The sequence below is a fragment of the Fibrobacter sp. genome, assembly GCF_045131395.1.
Lineage (GTDB): Bacteria > Fibrobacterota > Fibrobacteria > Fibrobacterales > Fibrobacteraceae > Fibrobacter.
On record NZ_JBGUQY010000005.1, the window covers coordinates 119,833 to 134,062 of the forward strand.

At 52.4% G+C, this 14,230-nt stretch carries 9 protein-coding genes; 3 read left to right on the forward strand and 6 right to left on the reverse strand.

Features of this window, described 5'->3' with window-relative positions; genetic code table 11:
• Nucleotides 1-88: 88 nt before the first annotated feature.
• The 4 genes from ACJMNB_RS04135 to ACJMNB_RS04150 all read right to left on the reverse strand — a co-directional run bounded on the left by ACJMNB_RS04135 (nucleotide 89) and on the right by ACJMNB_RS04150 (nucleotide 7,865).
• The gene (locus ACJMNB_RS04135; RefSeq protein WP_405339279.1) at nucleotides 89-2,269 is read right to left on the reverse strand and encodes a glycoside hydrolase family 5 protein; all 2,181 of its coding nucleotides are present in this window, start codon (nucleotides 2,267-2,269) and stop codon (nucleotides 89-91) included.
• 218 nt (nucleotides 2,270-2,487) lie between these two features.
• On the reverse strand, nucleotides 2,488-3,981 hold the full coding sequence (locus ACJMNB_RS04140) for a glycoside hydrolase family 5 protein (protein WP_405339281.1): 1,494 nt from the start codon (nucleotides 3,979-3,981) through the stop codon (nucleotides 2,488-2,490).
• A 114-nt stretch (nucleotides 3,982-4,095) separates the two neighbouring features.
• A complete protein-coding gene (gene polA, locus ACJMNB_RS04145; RefSeq protein WP_405339283.1) occupies nucleotides 4,096-6,945 on the reverse strand; it encodes a DNA polymerase I in 2,850 nt (949 codons plus the stop codon).
• A gap of 17 nt (nucleotides 6,946-6,962) precedes the next feature.
• Complete coding sequence (locus ACJMNB_RS04150) at nucleotides 6,963-7,865, reverse strand: hypothetical protein (RefSeq protein WP_405339285.1); 903 nt, start codon at nucleotides 7,863-7,865, stop codon at nucleotides 6,963-6,965.
• A 130-nt stretch (nucleotides 7,866-7,995) separates the two neighbouring features.
• On the opposite strand from ACJMNB_RS04150, the gene ACJMNB_RS04155 reads away from it, so the two are divergent.
• Both ACJMNB_RS04155 and ACJMNB_RS04160 read left to right on the forward strand, forming a co-directional pair.
• A complete protein-coding gene (locus ACJMNB_RS04155; RefSeq protein WP_405339287.1) occupies nucleotides 7,996-8,697 on the forward strand; it encodes an SIMPL domain-containing protein in 702 nt (233 codons plus the stop codon).
• 56 nt (nucleotides 8,698-8,753) lie between these two features.
• Nucleotides 8,754-9,911, forward strand: a complete 1,158-nt coding sequence (locus ACJMNB_RS04160) for an FprA family A-type flavoprotein (RefSeq protein WP_405339289.1) — start codon at nucleotides 8,754-8,756, stop codon at nucleotides 9,909-9,911.
• A gap of 60 nt (nucleotides 9,912-9,971) precedes the next feature.
• On the opposite strand, the gene ACJMNB_RS04165 is transcribed toward ACJMNB_RS04160, so the two are convergent.
• Together ACJMNB_RS04165 and ACJMNB_RS04170 are read right to left on the reverse strand one after the other, a co-directional pair.
• Nucleotides 9,972-11,558 carry an NAD(P)H-hydrate dehydratase gene (locus tag ACJMNB_RS04165; RefSeq protein WP_405339291.1) on the reverse strand — a complete coding sequence of 529 codons (1,587 nt, stop codon included), beginning with the start codon at nucleotides 11,556-11,558 and terminating at the stop codon, nucleotides 9,972-9,974.
• 59 nt (nucleotides 11,559-11,617) lie between these two features.
• Entirely contained in the window at nucleotides 11,618-12,550 is a 933-nt protein-coding gene (locus ACJMNB_RS04170; protein WP_405339293.1) for an outer membrane beta-barrel protein, read from the reverse strand.
• A 209-nt stretch (nucleotides 12,551-12,759) separates the two neighbouring features.
• Between ACJMNB_RS04170 and ACJMNB_RS04175 the strand changes: the two genes are divergently transcribed.
• Nucleotides 12,760-14,181, forward strand: a complete 1,422-nt coding sequence (locus ACJMNB_RS04175) for an esterase (RefSeq protein WP_405339295.1) — start codon at nucleotides 12,760-12,762, stop codon at nucleotides 14,179-14,181.
• Nucleotides 14,182-14,230 lie beyond the last annotated feature (49 nt).

Consider the following 14,230-nt stretch of genomic DNA (forward strand, 5'->3'; position numbering starts at 1 on the left):
AAAAGAAAACCGGTCATGCGACCGGTTCCCTTTGCTTTGTCAAGCATCCCGGCGAGACACTCCAACCTGCCGGGACTCCACACGAAACTTATTTCAGAATCACCTTCTGCATGTAGCGCTGGCTGCCCTGCTTAACCATGAGCATTGCCGGACCGCGGTAGTCGCTGGAGAGTTCCACGCGGTTCATGCCCTTGTTGGCGGTGAAGTTCTGCTGGGCGATTACCTGGCCGAGGCTGTTCAGGAGCATGGCCTTTGCCGGGGCGGTCGTTGCTGCGGTGAAGCTTGCGCTTACCATGCCGGGTTGCACGTTCACGAGCATCTTGGAGGCTGCTGCGACAGTTGCAGGCTTGATGGCGTCAGAATTGCTGAGGGCAACGATCTTGCCGACTGCAGTGCCTTCGGTAGACGGCTTCTTTTCGAAGTCATCGATGATTTCGGTGGATCCGTCAGCCTTGATGCCCTTGATGTAGTCGATGACGATGGTGCCAGAAACCTGGGTGCCGTAGAGGTTGAGGCCGATGGCGTTCACAGAGTTGAGGCCGGTGGGTTCGGTGCGGAAGTCTTCCCACTTGATCTGGAACGTCTGGAACTTGGTAGCGTCGAGTTCCTGGTCAGCCTGTTCCAAGACGTTGGCGTCGAACCAGTCCCAACTGCCGCCGGTCATCATGAAGAAGTCCATGGAGGTCCAGCCGTATTCGCCACAATCCTTTGCTGCGTTGGTGCAGGGACCAGCTGTTTCTACAGAGCCCTTCATGCGGATTTCGATGCCGACATACTTGGAGAGGTCCTTCTTGTCGTTGGCCAGGTTGATGCGGAGGGTGCCCGTTTCGCTGGAGTCAGCGGTGGCGCTCGTGTAGGTCACTTCGACGCCCTTGCCGCCTTCGGATTCAACAACTTCGTTCAACTTGACAAGGCTATCGATGTTGCTCGGGAGGTTGCCTTCCATGCCGTAGGCCTTCTGCAAGGCGTTCAGCACATCCGGGTCGAGAATGGCGTTGGTGCCCTTCTGGCGGGTAATGATGGTCATGTTACCGTCGTCTTCGGCGCCGGTGTCCCAGACGTAGGGGACGATGCCGTTAGCCTTGGCGTTCTTGGCGACTTCGCCGTAGAAGAGTGCGCGGCCCTGCAGGTGGAGTTTGAGGCCAGCAGCGTCGGTAATCTCGCCGAAACGCTTGATGGCGCCAAGTTCACCGATAATTACCGGAATGCCCTTGTCGCAGAACATGGTCTTGAGTTCACCGAAGGCCTTGGCAATCTGGTTTGGGGTGCCGAGAGCGGAGTTGTCGACGCTCTTGCTGTAGACGTTCCAGCCCATGTTGTGGGTCTTGTCGGTGGTGCTTTCGAGGCCGGTGTAGTAGAAGTACTGGGTGCCCCAATCTTCGTCGGCGGTCATGAGGGAGTACTGATACGGATAGTAGTGGACTTCGGCCATCATGTAGCCTTCGCCAGCCGGGTCGGTCGGGAAGTTCTGGCTGAGCATGGGGGCCATGTCCATTTCGGTACGCGGAGCCTGCACGATGAGGGTACGGGTGTCGTTGTTGCCACCGGCGTTACGCACAGAGGTAATGAAGGCTTCGTAGTAGCCCTTCAGAATCTGCATACGGGAATCGTCAAATGCCCACTGGCCACTGTCGCCCCACGGGTCGTTCACGCCCGGTTCATTGGCGCCTGCGAACAGGAGGTGTTCGTCGTAATCTTTGAAGTAGGTGGCAATCTGGCTCCAGAATGCGGCCTGGCGGGCCTTGGTGGTGGCAGAAGTGTTGGCGATGTCGCCGGAACCACTACGGGGATTGGCGGTACCTTCGTAGACGCGGTCTTCGAGCCAGCCTTCGTCCCAGTGGGAGTTGAGAACCACGTACATGCCTTCGGCGATGATCAGGTCCACGACATCCTTCACCTGCTTGAGCCAGTCGGCATCGATGGTCGGGGTGGTGAAGTCGACAGCCTTGCCTACGTGGGTGTAGTACTTGTTGTCGGCGGTGCCGCCGTTGGCGGTGATATCCTGGGCGAGGGCGTCGGAATGGGAGTACCAGGCGCAAGGAATACGGACGGTGTTGAATCCGGCTGCCTTGATGGCCTTGATGTAGGCGGCGTTCGGGAGGGGGTTGCCCCAACCGGTCGGGTTTTCCGGCACTTCCATGGTATTGCCGATGTTATAGCCCATGCCCATGGGCTCGACCAACTGCGTGGCCTTGGGGAGTGCGAAAGCAGCAGTGCTTGCGAAAAGAACTGCGCCGCAGGTGATTCCAAACATACCAAAACGAGTCATGATTACTCCTATAATTTTATTCCTCGTATTGAAATTAAATTCTAAAAGGGGTGCCGTAAATAAAAATGTCCCTTGGCCCCAAATATGTGGTGATAAATTCTCAACGGCTACAACATTGCTTTTTTAAAACTAAAATCGCTAAAAAAGGCCGAAATTGCATAAAAAAGCCCCGATTTCGTAAAATCGGGTGCTATTATATATGGGGGTGTTGAGATTTTTTAACGAATCTGGATCTGCATCATTTGACCGCCGCATTTGGCAATGTATACGCCCTGGTGGATCCCCTGTAGATCCATTTTCGTGTTGCCGACCTTGCCGGCGGAGCGAATCAGGTTACCCTTCAGGTCGTAAAGGGAAATCTTTCCGGAGCCATAAAGGGTGTTTCCGTCACGAGTGAACTTGACGGTGGCAGACGTGGCGACCTTCAATGCGGTAGTGTTGCCTTCAGTAATAAAGTCTTCTACATGGGTGACGCCCTTGTTTTCGTAGTTGCCGAGGTTGTATACGCTACGCATGGCGTTGATGACATCGGTTTCGAGGATTTTGCCCACCGGCGAAGATTGACGGCGGATATAGGCCATGTTGTCGTAGCCGGAGTCGCTTTCGTTGCCCATGTCCCAAAGAATCGGGGTAAGCCCATACTGCTTGGCGGCAGATACCACGTCTTTATGCCACTGCACGCGGCCGTTCTTATGGAGGGTAAGGTCAGATCCGTTCAGTTCCGGGGTGCGGACATTTGCGCCGAATTCACCCACGATGACCGGATAGCCCTTGTCCACATAGTTCGTCTTCATCTTGGCAAACTGTTCTTGTGGGTGGGTAATGCTTGCGAGTTTGGAATCTACGGAGCCTGCCCAAGCATTGTAACCTGCGTTGCGCTTGGGTTCGCTAGATTTCTGGTAGTCGCCGTAGTAGTATTGCGGCTGGATGGGTTCGCTTGCGCCCCAGTTCTGTTCGCCTGTCATGAGCGTGTACTGGTACGGATCGTAGTAGTGTACTTCGAACATCAGGCGGCCTTCCACGTTGTCCTTCGGGAAGGTGTTCACCGGAGCGTTGGCGACAGACTTGTTGATGTCGGTATTGAGACCTTGGATAATCAGGGTGCGTGTCTCATTGTTGCCGCCCGTGGCGCGTACGGCGTCAATAAAGGTCTGGTAGTAGTGCATCAGCGTGCTTACATGCTGTGCAGTCCAGGTGTCGATATTCGGGCCGGGTTCGTTGGCGCCTGCAAACATCAAACGTTCGTTATAATCCTTGAACTTGTTTGCAATCTGCGTCCAGTAATTTTTCATCTTGGTGTCGATGCCGTTATCGACGTTCGTGCCGATGTTGCTCTGGAACCAGCCTCCTTCACCTTCGTGGTGGATGTTCAAAATCGTGTAGAGGCCTGCGCGCATGGCGTAATCGACCACGGTTTTCACAGAGTCAAGCCAGGTTTCGGTGATTTTTCCGCCCAGAGCGTGGCTATCCCAGGCGCAGGGAATACGAACCGTGTTGAAGCCGGCCGCCTTTACGGAATCGAGCAGGGCCTGAGTCGGATAGGGGTTGCCCCAAAGGGTGGGGTTGTTCGGCACTTCCATGGAATTGCCGATGTTAAAGCCCATACCCATGTTGGCCTGGACTTCTTTTGCGGTGGGAAGGGTGGCTGCCGAAACGGTGCCTGCCAAAAGTGCAGCGCCGCAAACGATTCCGAAAACACCTAAACGAGCCATAAACACTCCTTGAAATAGCCTTTTTCAAGGAAAATATATTTGTAACAGACAAATTCAAAAGAAAAAGCGCCTGGCGGGCGCTTTTCCGATGAAAAAGACTCAACAGGGGCTGTTTTAATGTGCCACTAGCCAGTTCTCGCCGAAGCCGACGCTGGCGACGAGGGGGACCTTGAGTTGCATGGCGCCTTCCATTTCGGCCTTGACCATTTGCGACATGGCGTCCACCTGGTCGCGGGGGCATTCGAATACGAGTTCGTCGTGGACCTGCAGCATCATTTTGAGCGGCAGGTTCTCGGTGTTGATTCGCTTTTGAATGCGGATCATGGCAATCTTGATGAGGTCGGCGGCGGAGCCTTGGACGGGAGTATTCACGGCCATGCGCTCGGCCATTTGCGATTCCATGCGGTCACTAGAGTCGATGCCTGCGATGTAACGGCGGCGGCCCGAAAGGGTTTCCACGTAACCGTCTCGGTGGGCGGCCGTCTTGATATCTTCGATGTAGCGCTGCACGCCCTGATACATGTCGAAGTAGCCGGTAATGAAATCTTTTGCCTGCGACATCGGAATTTTCAAGTCGCGGGAGAGGCGGAAGGCGGTCATGCCGTAGAGTACGCCGAAATTCACCACCTTGGCGTCGCGGCGCATGTCGCTGTTGACTTCGTCGAGTTTGACTCCGTAAATGGCGGCGGCGGTGCGGGCGTGAATGTCGATGCCTTCCTTGTAGCTTTCAATGAGCGCCTCGTCGCCGCTCAAGTGGGCAAGCATGCGCAATTCAATCTGTGAGTAGTCCACTGCCAGAACCACGTTGTCCTTGCTCTGCGGGATGAACGCGGCGCGAATCTTTTTGCCCAGGTCGCTGCGAACAGGAATGTTCTGCAAGTTCGGATCACGGCTAGAGAGGCGGCCTGTCGCAGTACCCCACTGAATGAAGCTCGTGTGAATGCGCTTGGTATCCGGATTCACCAGCGTGGGGAGCACCGAGATATAGGTGCTCTGCATCTTCTTGAGTTCGCGGTATTCGATAACGGCGAAAACGATGGGGTGCGGGGCCTTGAAACTGAGTTCTTCGAGAACGACGGCATCGGTACTGCGCTTCTTGATTTCGGGAAGTCCGAGGGTGTCGAACAGCACTTCACCCAGTTGCTTGGGCGAGCCGATGTTGAATTCGAAACCAGCCATGTCGCAGATTTCTTTTTCAAGCTTTTCGATGCGGTGCTGCAATTCCAATTCCAGCGTCTTGAGGGCAGGAACATCGATGGCTACGCCCACGGATTCCATCTGGTAAAGTACTTTCAAGAGAGGCATTTCCTGTTCAAAGAAATACTTCTCGTAGTCAAGCTTTTCAAGTTCGCGGCGGAGCGGTTCCCAGAGGCGCAGCGTGTAGACCGCATCTTCGGCGCCATATTCGGTAGCTTCCTTGACGGCGACGCGATTGAAGGTAATCTGGTTCTTGCCGCGGCCAATCAGGTTCTCGATGGGAATCATCTCATGCTGCAGGCGTTGCATCACCTGATTGTCAAGGCCAAGGCCAGACTGTCCTGGCGAAAGCATCCAGGCGGCAATCAGCGTGTCAATCAAGTTTGCGTTGTCGATGACCGACTGCGGAATCTTGAAGGCACGGGCCAGCACGTGTAAGTCGAATTTCGCATTGTGGAACACGAAGGCGCGGGGCTTCTCGGAGCCTGCGGCGGGTGCGGTGTCGGCGAAGAATCCGCAGAACCATTCCTTCGTCTTGTTTAAATCAAAGTTGCCTTTCGGGCCTGTGGGGAGCGGGAATCCGATTTCGTCGGAATGTCCCAGCGGAATGTAATAGCCTTTGTTGACTTTGCCGTCGTTGTCGGCGGCGGCCAAGCAGAGTCCCACCAGGTTGCACTGCATTGGGTCGAGTCCATCCGTTTCGGTGTCAACGCCAATCAGCGATGAGACGGCGAATTCGGTCTTCATCTGTTCGAAGACTTCATCGCTATCGACGCAGATATACGGGGGCGGAACATCCACCGGAAAATCGGCGCTTGCTACGGCGTCGCTGCTTGCGGAATCCGCGCTTCCTGCGCTATCGCCTTCGCGTACGAATCCCGTCTTGCTCGGAATGCCTTCCAAAAGGCGTAACAGGCTGTTGATTTCGTGGTCCTTGAACATCTGTGCCAAGGTATCCACATGCAGGCCGTTGTATTCGAGGGCGTCCAAGTTTCCGCTGAAGGCGCGCTTCGTCTGGAGCGTCACCAGTTCGCGGCTGAGGAAAGCCTTCTCGCGGTTGTTGGCCAAATTGTCGTGCAAACCCTTCTTGGTAATTTTGTCGAGGTTTGCGTAAAGGTTGTCCATGTCACCGTAATCGTTCAGCAACTGGATAGCGGTTTTGGGGCCTACCTTGGGTACACCTGGAACGTTATCGCTGGCATCACCCATAAGGGCCAGGTAGTCGCGGATTTTCTCCGGCGGGAGCCCGTATTTTTCGAGCACCTGTTCGGGGCCAAAGTCAATACCGTCGGCGCCCTTGGTCAAATGGAAAAGATGGATCTTGTCGGTTACAATCTGCGACATGTCCTTGTCTTTACTCAGAATGACCACATGGTCAAAACCTGCTTCTACGGCGGCCATGGCAGTACTTGCCATCACGTCGTCCGCTTCGTAGCCCGGCTCCGACAAAAGGGGAATTCCACTGGCTTCAAGGCTTTCGCCCAGGAGCGGCATCTGTGCCGCCATTTCTTCGGGCATGGGGCCGCGATTGGCCTTGTAGTCGGGGTAAAGTTCGTGCCTAAAAGTCTTCGTGTGCGCGACATCCCGTGCAATCGCAAAATGCGTCGGCTTGTGCTTAGCCAGAATGCGGAGCACCGCACCCCAGTAACCATGCATCATCGAGACCTCTTCGCCCTGGCTGTTTTTCAGCGGGTTCTGCGAATAGGCGTAAAACATGCGGAACGCAAGCGCGTATGAGTCGAGCAAAAGTAAAGTCTTTTCGGCCATATTTTGAAAGATAACAATTATTGCGCGGAACTTTCAGTCTGTTGTTTTTCCAGCTTGTCTTTCAACTCATAAAATTTCGGGAATGTTTCCTTGCATTTTTCGTCTTTAGGCATGGTGGCGTACCAGACGAGTTTGTCATCTTGAACAGAAGCGGAGTAGGTCCAGATAGAATTTCTATTGCAACCTTTAAGGGCTCTGTAACTCACTGAAATGCCTATTTTCAAGTCCTGTGTTTGGAAATGCCTTGAATTATTACATTTGTAGGCGCTCTCAATGAAGGCGATGTCTTCAAAACTTCCAAGATGTTTTTCTGCCGCAAAGAACTTTTCTTGTCTCACAATGTAATCATCTATAGAAGCTGCGGTTGTTTCGTAGCAGTCTTGGATGCTACTGAGTTGGCTTTCGTATGTGTTAATGTCAAAAAATCCGTTGGCAATGTTTTTCGTGGTGCCCGCTAAGATGAATATACCATCGACACAGTATACCAGTATGGCTATGACAATCATCCATGTGGCGCCAACATAAGTAAAGCCTTTCTTTTGATGGGTGTATTTTCCGCGAGCGATTTTCCAGAGGTCAATGCTAGCCAGAATCGTAATGACGATGCTTGCGAGATTCGTGAAAATGTATACCCCTACAGGGAAACTAACGCCGAAGGGATTTAGGAATCCTATGAGAAAGTTGAGGGTGAAGCCTCCGAAGACTGCGTATAAAATGCCTCTTAAGTTTCTTCCGCTTATAAAGCAATGTACGCCGAGTCCTCCGAGAATGGCGCCCATCCAAAAGAGCAACGTTCCCTTGTGGGGTTTGTTCTCCTGTTCCTTGTCTTCAGGGTTGTTATCCTGGTTTGTTTCTTGAATAGCTGAGGGCTCCTTGCCGAAATTTGGATTGGGCGTGTCGCACCACAGACATTTAGGCATGTCGTTTTCGTATTTTCTATTGCATTTAGGACAAATCACCTTCTAACCTCGCTTTGTCAATTGCGCTGCAAAATATAAAATTTATCGGAACCATTTTTGTATATTAAATAGTATAAAAAAGGAGTTGTTTATGCAATCGAGAATCAAGGAAGCGATTGTTCTTGCTATCGCCATATTGGGTTTGGGTGCTTTTTTCTATTCGGCAATGCTTCATTCCAAAGATCGTGATCGTGTGGTGTTTGTGCGTGGGCTTGCGGAACGCGAAGTCTCGGCGGATTTCGTGATTTGGCCAATCGTTTACAAGGAAGTGGGCAATGACCTTGCCGAGCTTTCTGCAACGCTACAATCAAAGTCGCAGATTCTAGAAAAGTTCCTGCTCGAAAATGGTGTCCAGAAGGAAAACATTACCTACTCGACTCCGGCGATTGTAGATGCAAATAGTGAACTGTATAGCGGTGATAAACATGCTTATCGTTATGTGGCAACAGCGGTTGCAACGGTGGCTACAAATGATGTTGCTCTTGTCCGTAAGGTCATGGAAAAGCAAAGCGAGCTTTTGAAAAATGGAATAGCATTTAGTGGCAGCGATTACCAGTACCGCACCATTTATAGTTTTAACGGCCTCAACGAGATCAAGCCCGCCATGATTGACGAGGCAACTCGTAACGCACGCACCGCTGCCGAAAAATTTGCGAAGGATTCCGAAAGCAAACTCGGCAAAATCAAAACGGCTACGCAGGGTGTATTCTCCATTGAGGACCGCGATGAAAATACGCCTTATATCAAGAAGGTCCGCGTTGTGACGAACGTGCAGTATTTCTTGGAAGATTAATATTTTAGCCCTCCAAAAATTATTAAATTGGCGCGGTTAACAAAAAAGGAAAAATCATGAAGAATTTTAGTGAAAATATCAAGTACATTGGCGTCGATGACAGAGATATCGATCTGTTCGAAGGTCAGTATGTGGTGCCCGAAGGCATGGCCTACAATTCTTATGTCATCGTTGACGAAAAAATTGCCGTGACCGACACGGTGGATGCCCACAAGGTAAATGAATGGCTTGCAAATCTGGATGCCGCTCTCGCTGGCCGCAAGCCGGACTACCTGGTGATTCACCACTTGGAACCGGATCACGCCGGTGGCATAGCTGATTTCGTGGCGAAGTATCCTGAAACGACTCTCGTGGCCTCCGCCAAGGCTTTTGCTCTCTTGCCGCAGTTCATGACGCTGCCTGCATCGACTAAGACTTTAGCCGTGAAGGAAGGCGATACGCTTGCTCTCGGCGCTCACACCTTGCAATTCATTGGTGCTCCGATGGTGCACTGGCCCGAAGTTCTGTTCAGCTACGAACAGTCCGAAAAGGTCTTGTTTGCTGCCGATGCATTCGGCAAGTTCGGTGTGTACGATGCTGACCCGGATGATTGGGCTTGCGAAGCCCGCCGCTACTACTTCAACATTGTGGGCAAGTACGGCAACCAGGTGCAGGCGGTGCTCAAGAAGGCTGTTGCGCTTGACATCAAGACGATTTGCCCGCTGCATGGTCCGGTGCTCACCGAAAATCTCGGCTACTACATCGACAAGTACAACACTTGGAGCAGCTACGCTCCCGAAGACAAGGGCGTGCTTGTGGCTTTCGCCTCGATCTATGGCGGAACCAAGAAGGCTGCCGAAAAGCTTGCAGAAAAGTTGACCGCCGCCGGTGTCGAAAAAGTCGTGGTCTCTGACCTTGCCCGTAGCGACATGGCCGAAGTCATCGAAGACGCCTTCCGCTATGACCGCATGGTGGTCGCCGCTCCCACGTACGATGCTGGCCTTTTCCCGGTGATGGAAGATTTCTTGAACCACTTGAAGGCGAAGAACTACAGCAACCGCAAGGTGGGCGTTATCGAAAACGGCACTTGGGCTCCCATGGCCGCGAAGAAGATGACCGAAATCCTTTCTACGCTCAAGAACGTAACCCTCGCCGAAACTGTGGTAACGGTGAAGTCTACGCTTAGTGCTGAATCTGAAGCTGCGCTGGATAAGCTGGTTGCGGAGATGATATAGATTCCGGCTCATAGGCCGGAATGACGAAAAACGTCATGGCGGGCTTGACCCGCCATCTCTTTAGCAGCCGAAAGCCTGCGGCAACATTTCAATGACATCTGTCGGGAGCATGCTGAATGCTCCCATTTTTTCACGGGTGAGTCTGCCGGCTTTCTGGTGCAGGAGTACGCCGAGAACGGCTGCTTCCGCCGATTCAAGACCTTGTGCGAGCAAGGCGGTGATAATGCCTGTAAGCACATCGCCTGCGCCACCCTTGGCAAGGCCGGAATTGTGGGCCGGAATTACGTACACGCGACCGTCAGGAATTGCCACATAGGTGGGGCACCCCTTCAGGACGATGGTAATCTTGAACTGCGTTGCAAACTGCTGCAGGTACTCGGGATAAAAGTTCTCGTTGGCAGGGAGGGGACCGAAGTTCCGTTCCCATTCGCGCTTGTGGGGCGTGATAATGGCGTTGACAGGACCGCCTTCCATGCAGAAAAATGCGGAGCCGCAAGCGTTGATGGCGTCTGCGTCTACGACGACGGGCTTGGTAAGCCCTGTCAAGAACATACGGATGGCGTCCTGGGTTTCGGTGTCGGTTCCAAGTCCTGGGCCAATGGCGATGGCGCTTTGGTGGGTTGCAATGTCCTGCAACTGCATCAAGTGCATAATCGAAAGCTTGTCGGTGGTGGAATCGCCGATGCCGTAGAATACGGGTTCGTCAAGCTTTGATTGCAATGCCGGGAGTAGTGCCTTGGGCACTGCGGTAGTGACAAGGCCAGCTCCGCTTCTTAATACCGCTTTGGTGCAGAGGGCGGCAGCTCCGGTCATGTTGCCCGAACCGGCTATGACCATGGCGGTACCTTGGCTGCGCTTGTCGCCGTATTCGTCACGGTTGGGGAGCAAGGACGGAATCATGTCTTCGGTAGCAAGGAAAACGCCTGATAAGACCTTATCAATGAGGTTGTCGGGGTAGTCCAGGGCTTCGACCGTTGTCTTGCCGAAAACCCGTGCGCCTTCGCTGGTATAGGCATCTAGGCGGGGGAGCCCGAAAACGATGGTTTCTTTTGCCTGGATGCAATTTTCACCGCAGCGGTGTTCCGAAGAATCGTAACCCGTGGGGGCGTCGGCGGCAAGAATGGGAATGCCCCAGTCGTTGATAGCGATAACTGCTCGTGCAAAAGCGGGGCGAAGTTCTCCCGAGGCTCCGTTCCCGAGCATGCAATCGACCACCAGTGCAAATTTCGGGTCGCGTTCGGGAAGGTTGTTTACCTCAATGAGCTGGCCGCCGTTATCGGCAAAGTCCCTGTAGGCGTTCGCAGCTTCGTCCTTGAAGGCTTCAGCCTTTGCAAGGGAGTAAACGGAGCAGGGAATGCCGGCTTCGATCAACAATCTGGCCAGAACAAGTCCGTCTCCGCCGTTGTTTCCTCCGCCAATAAAGATGGCGACGGATTTGTCTTCCCGGTTTTCTCCGAGGTGGTCACAGACTCGTTCGAACAGGGCTTGTCCGGCCTTGTTCATTAAAGCGTAACCGGCGTCGATGGCGGTCGTAAACTCTTCAGAAGGAACCTCTGCAGAGTCTATGTTGAACTGGGGTTCGCCAAAATATTGGAATGTGGGGCTAGAAACGCGACTACGCTTGGTGTCGTTGTCTAGAAACCGCATTGCCTCTGCCGATACCATCGGCGGGCATTCTTTGTAGGATAAACTCGTTAGAGTCTTCATTACATGAACCAGTAGCTGATACCGACTTTAAATTTCATCATTCTTGCGCCAGACATGTTGATCATGTAGAAGTCTCCTTCGGCAACATCTCCGTCGTTGAAATCATCCATGCTCTTAACATCAGGATAGAGCTCTGTGAGACCCATATAGTAGCGCAGGTCGATAAACAGGCCTTCGTAGATGTTGAAGCCGGCGCCGGCTGCGATGCCGAAACCGAAGGATGCCTGGTCGATTTTTTCTTCGCTCTCTTTGGTAATACCGACTGAGGTTACCTTAAGAGGTTCGATTTCAGCTTTGCTGCTCATAGAAAATACAACCTGAGGACCGCCGGTAACGTAGAACCTGTCGGCAACAATTCCGCGCATCAGCAAAGGAATTTCCAAATCCACGCTGTTGTACTTGCGTTCGCTTCCCATGTATTCGTGGTTGGTGCTGATGTAGGCAACGTTTACTTCCGGTGCAAAGTAGAGGTTGGGAATCATCTGGAAGCGAACCATAAGGCCTGCTTCAAAGCCGATGCCGGACGGCGAGCCGCTGATATCGCTATCGTTATCCATGTCTTCCTTGAAGCCGAACATTCTGCCGTAATCGAAAGCGACCTTCAAACCGAAGCCGAAGCGCTTGACTTGACGGGGTGCGGGTTCTTGAGCGTAGTCGTTTTCGGCATTTTCTTGAACGGGTTCTTGGGCACTGGCCTGGTTGTTGATCGGGGCTGCAACCGGTTTGCTGGGGGCTGCTTCTTCTGCAGTGCTGGGCTGTTCAGCGTCTTCTTCAGAAGATGCTGAGGCTTGTTGTTCGTCGGCCTGAACTTCGGCCTGTTCCTGTTCGGTATACTGTTCATCGGCTTGATCTGCGTAATCGTAGTCGTCTTGTGCGAAAGCGGCAGATGCGACCAACATGGTGCTAGCAATGAGTGTCCAAATCTTTTTCATATTCTCTCCAAACTAAATGTTTCCTATGTAATAAAATAGTATAATTCGCCGCTTTCCCTGTCAAAGTGTATGGAAAAAGGCTGTAAAACGGCTAGGTTGTAAAGATTTGAAAAACTGGCTGTGGACTTATTGTCCAAGGGAATGCTTTTTCCTGATGAGCCATTGACTTTTTTTGAGTTTATTTTCAATGTACAATATAGGAGCTAGTTATGAAAAAGAGTGCTTGGGAATCTCTCGTTTTCGTCTGCGCGTTAGCGGTGACGGCGAACGCCTTTACGCTTACGGGCAAGGTAAATGATGAACAGGGTGCTGCTGTCAGTGGCGCATCTGTTTTATTGGTCCAAAACGGACTTTCCTCAAAGACCGATGCCAAGGGTGAATTTGAAATTCACCAAAACGAAATGTCCGTGATGGGGCGCGTGCTTCCGGGCTATATAAGTGTCAATAACGGTGTACTTTCGTTTTCGCAGCGTTCCAGCGAACCCGTACAGGTAAAAATCTTCGACATGATGGGGAACCGTTTGTTGAGTGAAACCCTTTATGGCTCTGGAAGTCTTGACTTACAGGCTTGCGTCAAGACCCAGGGGGCTTATTATGCGAACGTGAAAATCGGTAGCGTACAGCGCAACATCCGCTTTACTTCCAACGGCAATTATGGAGCCTCTTACGGCAACGGCACAAAGGCGGCTCTTGCAAGGCTTACCTCCAGCGAAACCCTTAAGGTGATTGCCGATGGTTATGACACCCTTTCGGTGATTTTAAACAATCTTGACACCAACGTTACCCTAACCGTGAAAAAGACGAAGGTTGAACCGCAGTACGCCTACGGTTGGGGCCTTAAGAACGATCCTGTGCCTACTCGCGGTTGCGGCAAGACTTGGGACCGCGTCAAGTCCGGTAGCTACGATTTCCAGTGGAGCAAGGGCAAGCGTACCATCCGTATCGACATTCCGGACAATTATGACAACAAGAAACCTTATCGACTGGTGTTCGGCATGCATTGCATGGGTGGCTGGGCCGGTGGCGTGCAGCAAGAAGGCTACTACGGACTTAAGCCTCTCGATACCGAAAAGACGACCATCTTCGTGGCACCTGAAGGTAACGGACAGCAGGCCCCGTGGGGTCAAGATGATTACTTGCTCTTTGATGAACTTTTGGCCGATCTACAGAGCAATCTCTGCATTGACTCGAGCCGCGTATTCTCTACAGGCTTTAGCTATGGTTCCATGTTCAGTAATGGACTTTCCTGGAATCATCAGGATGTACTCCGCGCCGTGGCTGTATACGAAACTGCCGAACGCAACATTTGGTTGCCGCAGCGCCAGAACAAGGGCATCGGTTGGATGGGTGTGCTGGGCCTCGATGACGGTCTTTGCACTCCCGAAATGGGTCGCTCCGCTCGTGATATCATCTTGACGCTTAATTCCGAAGGTGGCAAGGCCAAGAATGAACAGGCCGAAGAAGCTCAGCGCAATGCCGCCCACAAATGTTACGATTACACGACTGTTGAAGAACGTTTCCCGGTCCGTTGGTGCACTCAGTCCGGCGGCCACATCTGGGACCACAAGGATCCTGGCCAGCAGCAGTCCTGGGTTCCGAAGACCACTTGGGAATTCATCAACAAGTTCTAAGAATCAACGAGTTTTAAAATTTCCTATATAACACATCCCCCAAAATAGG

Bases quoted from the DNA above. Each gene is read 5' to 3' on its own strand.
- ACJMNB_RS04160 (WP_405339289.1), top strand. From the start codon at position 8,754: ATGAAGAATTTTAGTGAAAATATCAAGTACATTGGCGTCGATGACAGA.
- ACJMNB_RS04170 (WP_405339293.1), bottom strand. From the start codon at position 12,550: ATGAAAAAGATTTGGACACTCATTGCTAGCACCATGTTGGTCGCATCT.
- ACJMNB_RS04135 (WP_405339279.1), bottom strand. From the start codon at position 2,269: ATGACTCGTTTTGGTATGTTTGGAATCACCTGCGGCGCAGTTCTTTTC.
- ACJMNB_RS04140 (WP_405339281.1), bottom strand. From the start codon at position 3,981: ATGGCTCGTTTAGGTGTTTTCGGAATCGTTTGCGGCGCTGCACTTTTG.
- ACJMNB_RS04165 (WP_405339291.1), bottom strand. From the start codon at position 11,558: ATGCGGTTTCTAGACAACGACACCAAGCGTAGTCGCGTTTCTAGCCCC.
- ACJMNB_RS04175 (WP_405339295.1), top strand. From the start codon at position 12,760: ATGAAAAAGAGTGCTTGGGAATCTCTCGTTTTCGTCTGCGCGTTAGCG.
- polA (WP_405339283.1), bottom strand. From the start codon at position 6,945: ATGGCCGAAAAGACTTTACTTTTGCTCGACTCATACGCGCTTGCGTTC.
- ACJMNB_RS04150 (WP_405339285.1), bottom strand. From the start codon at position 7,865: ATGCCTAAATGTCTGTGGTGCGACACGCCCAATCCAAATTTCGGCAAG.
- ACJMNB_RS04155 (WP_405339287.1), top strand. From the start codon at position 7,996: ATGCAATCGAGAATCAAGGAAGCGATTGTTCTTGCTATCGCCATATTG.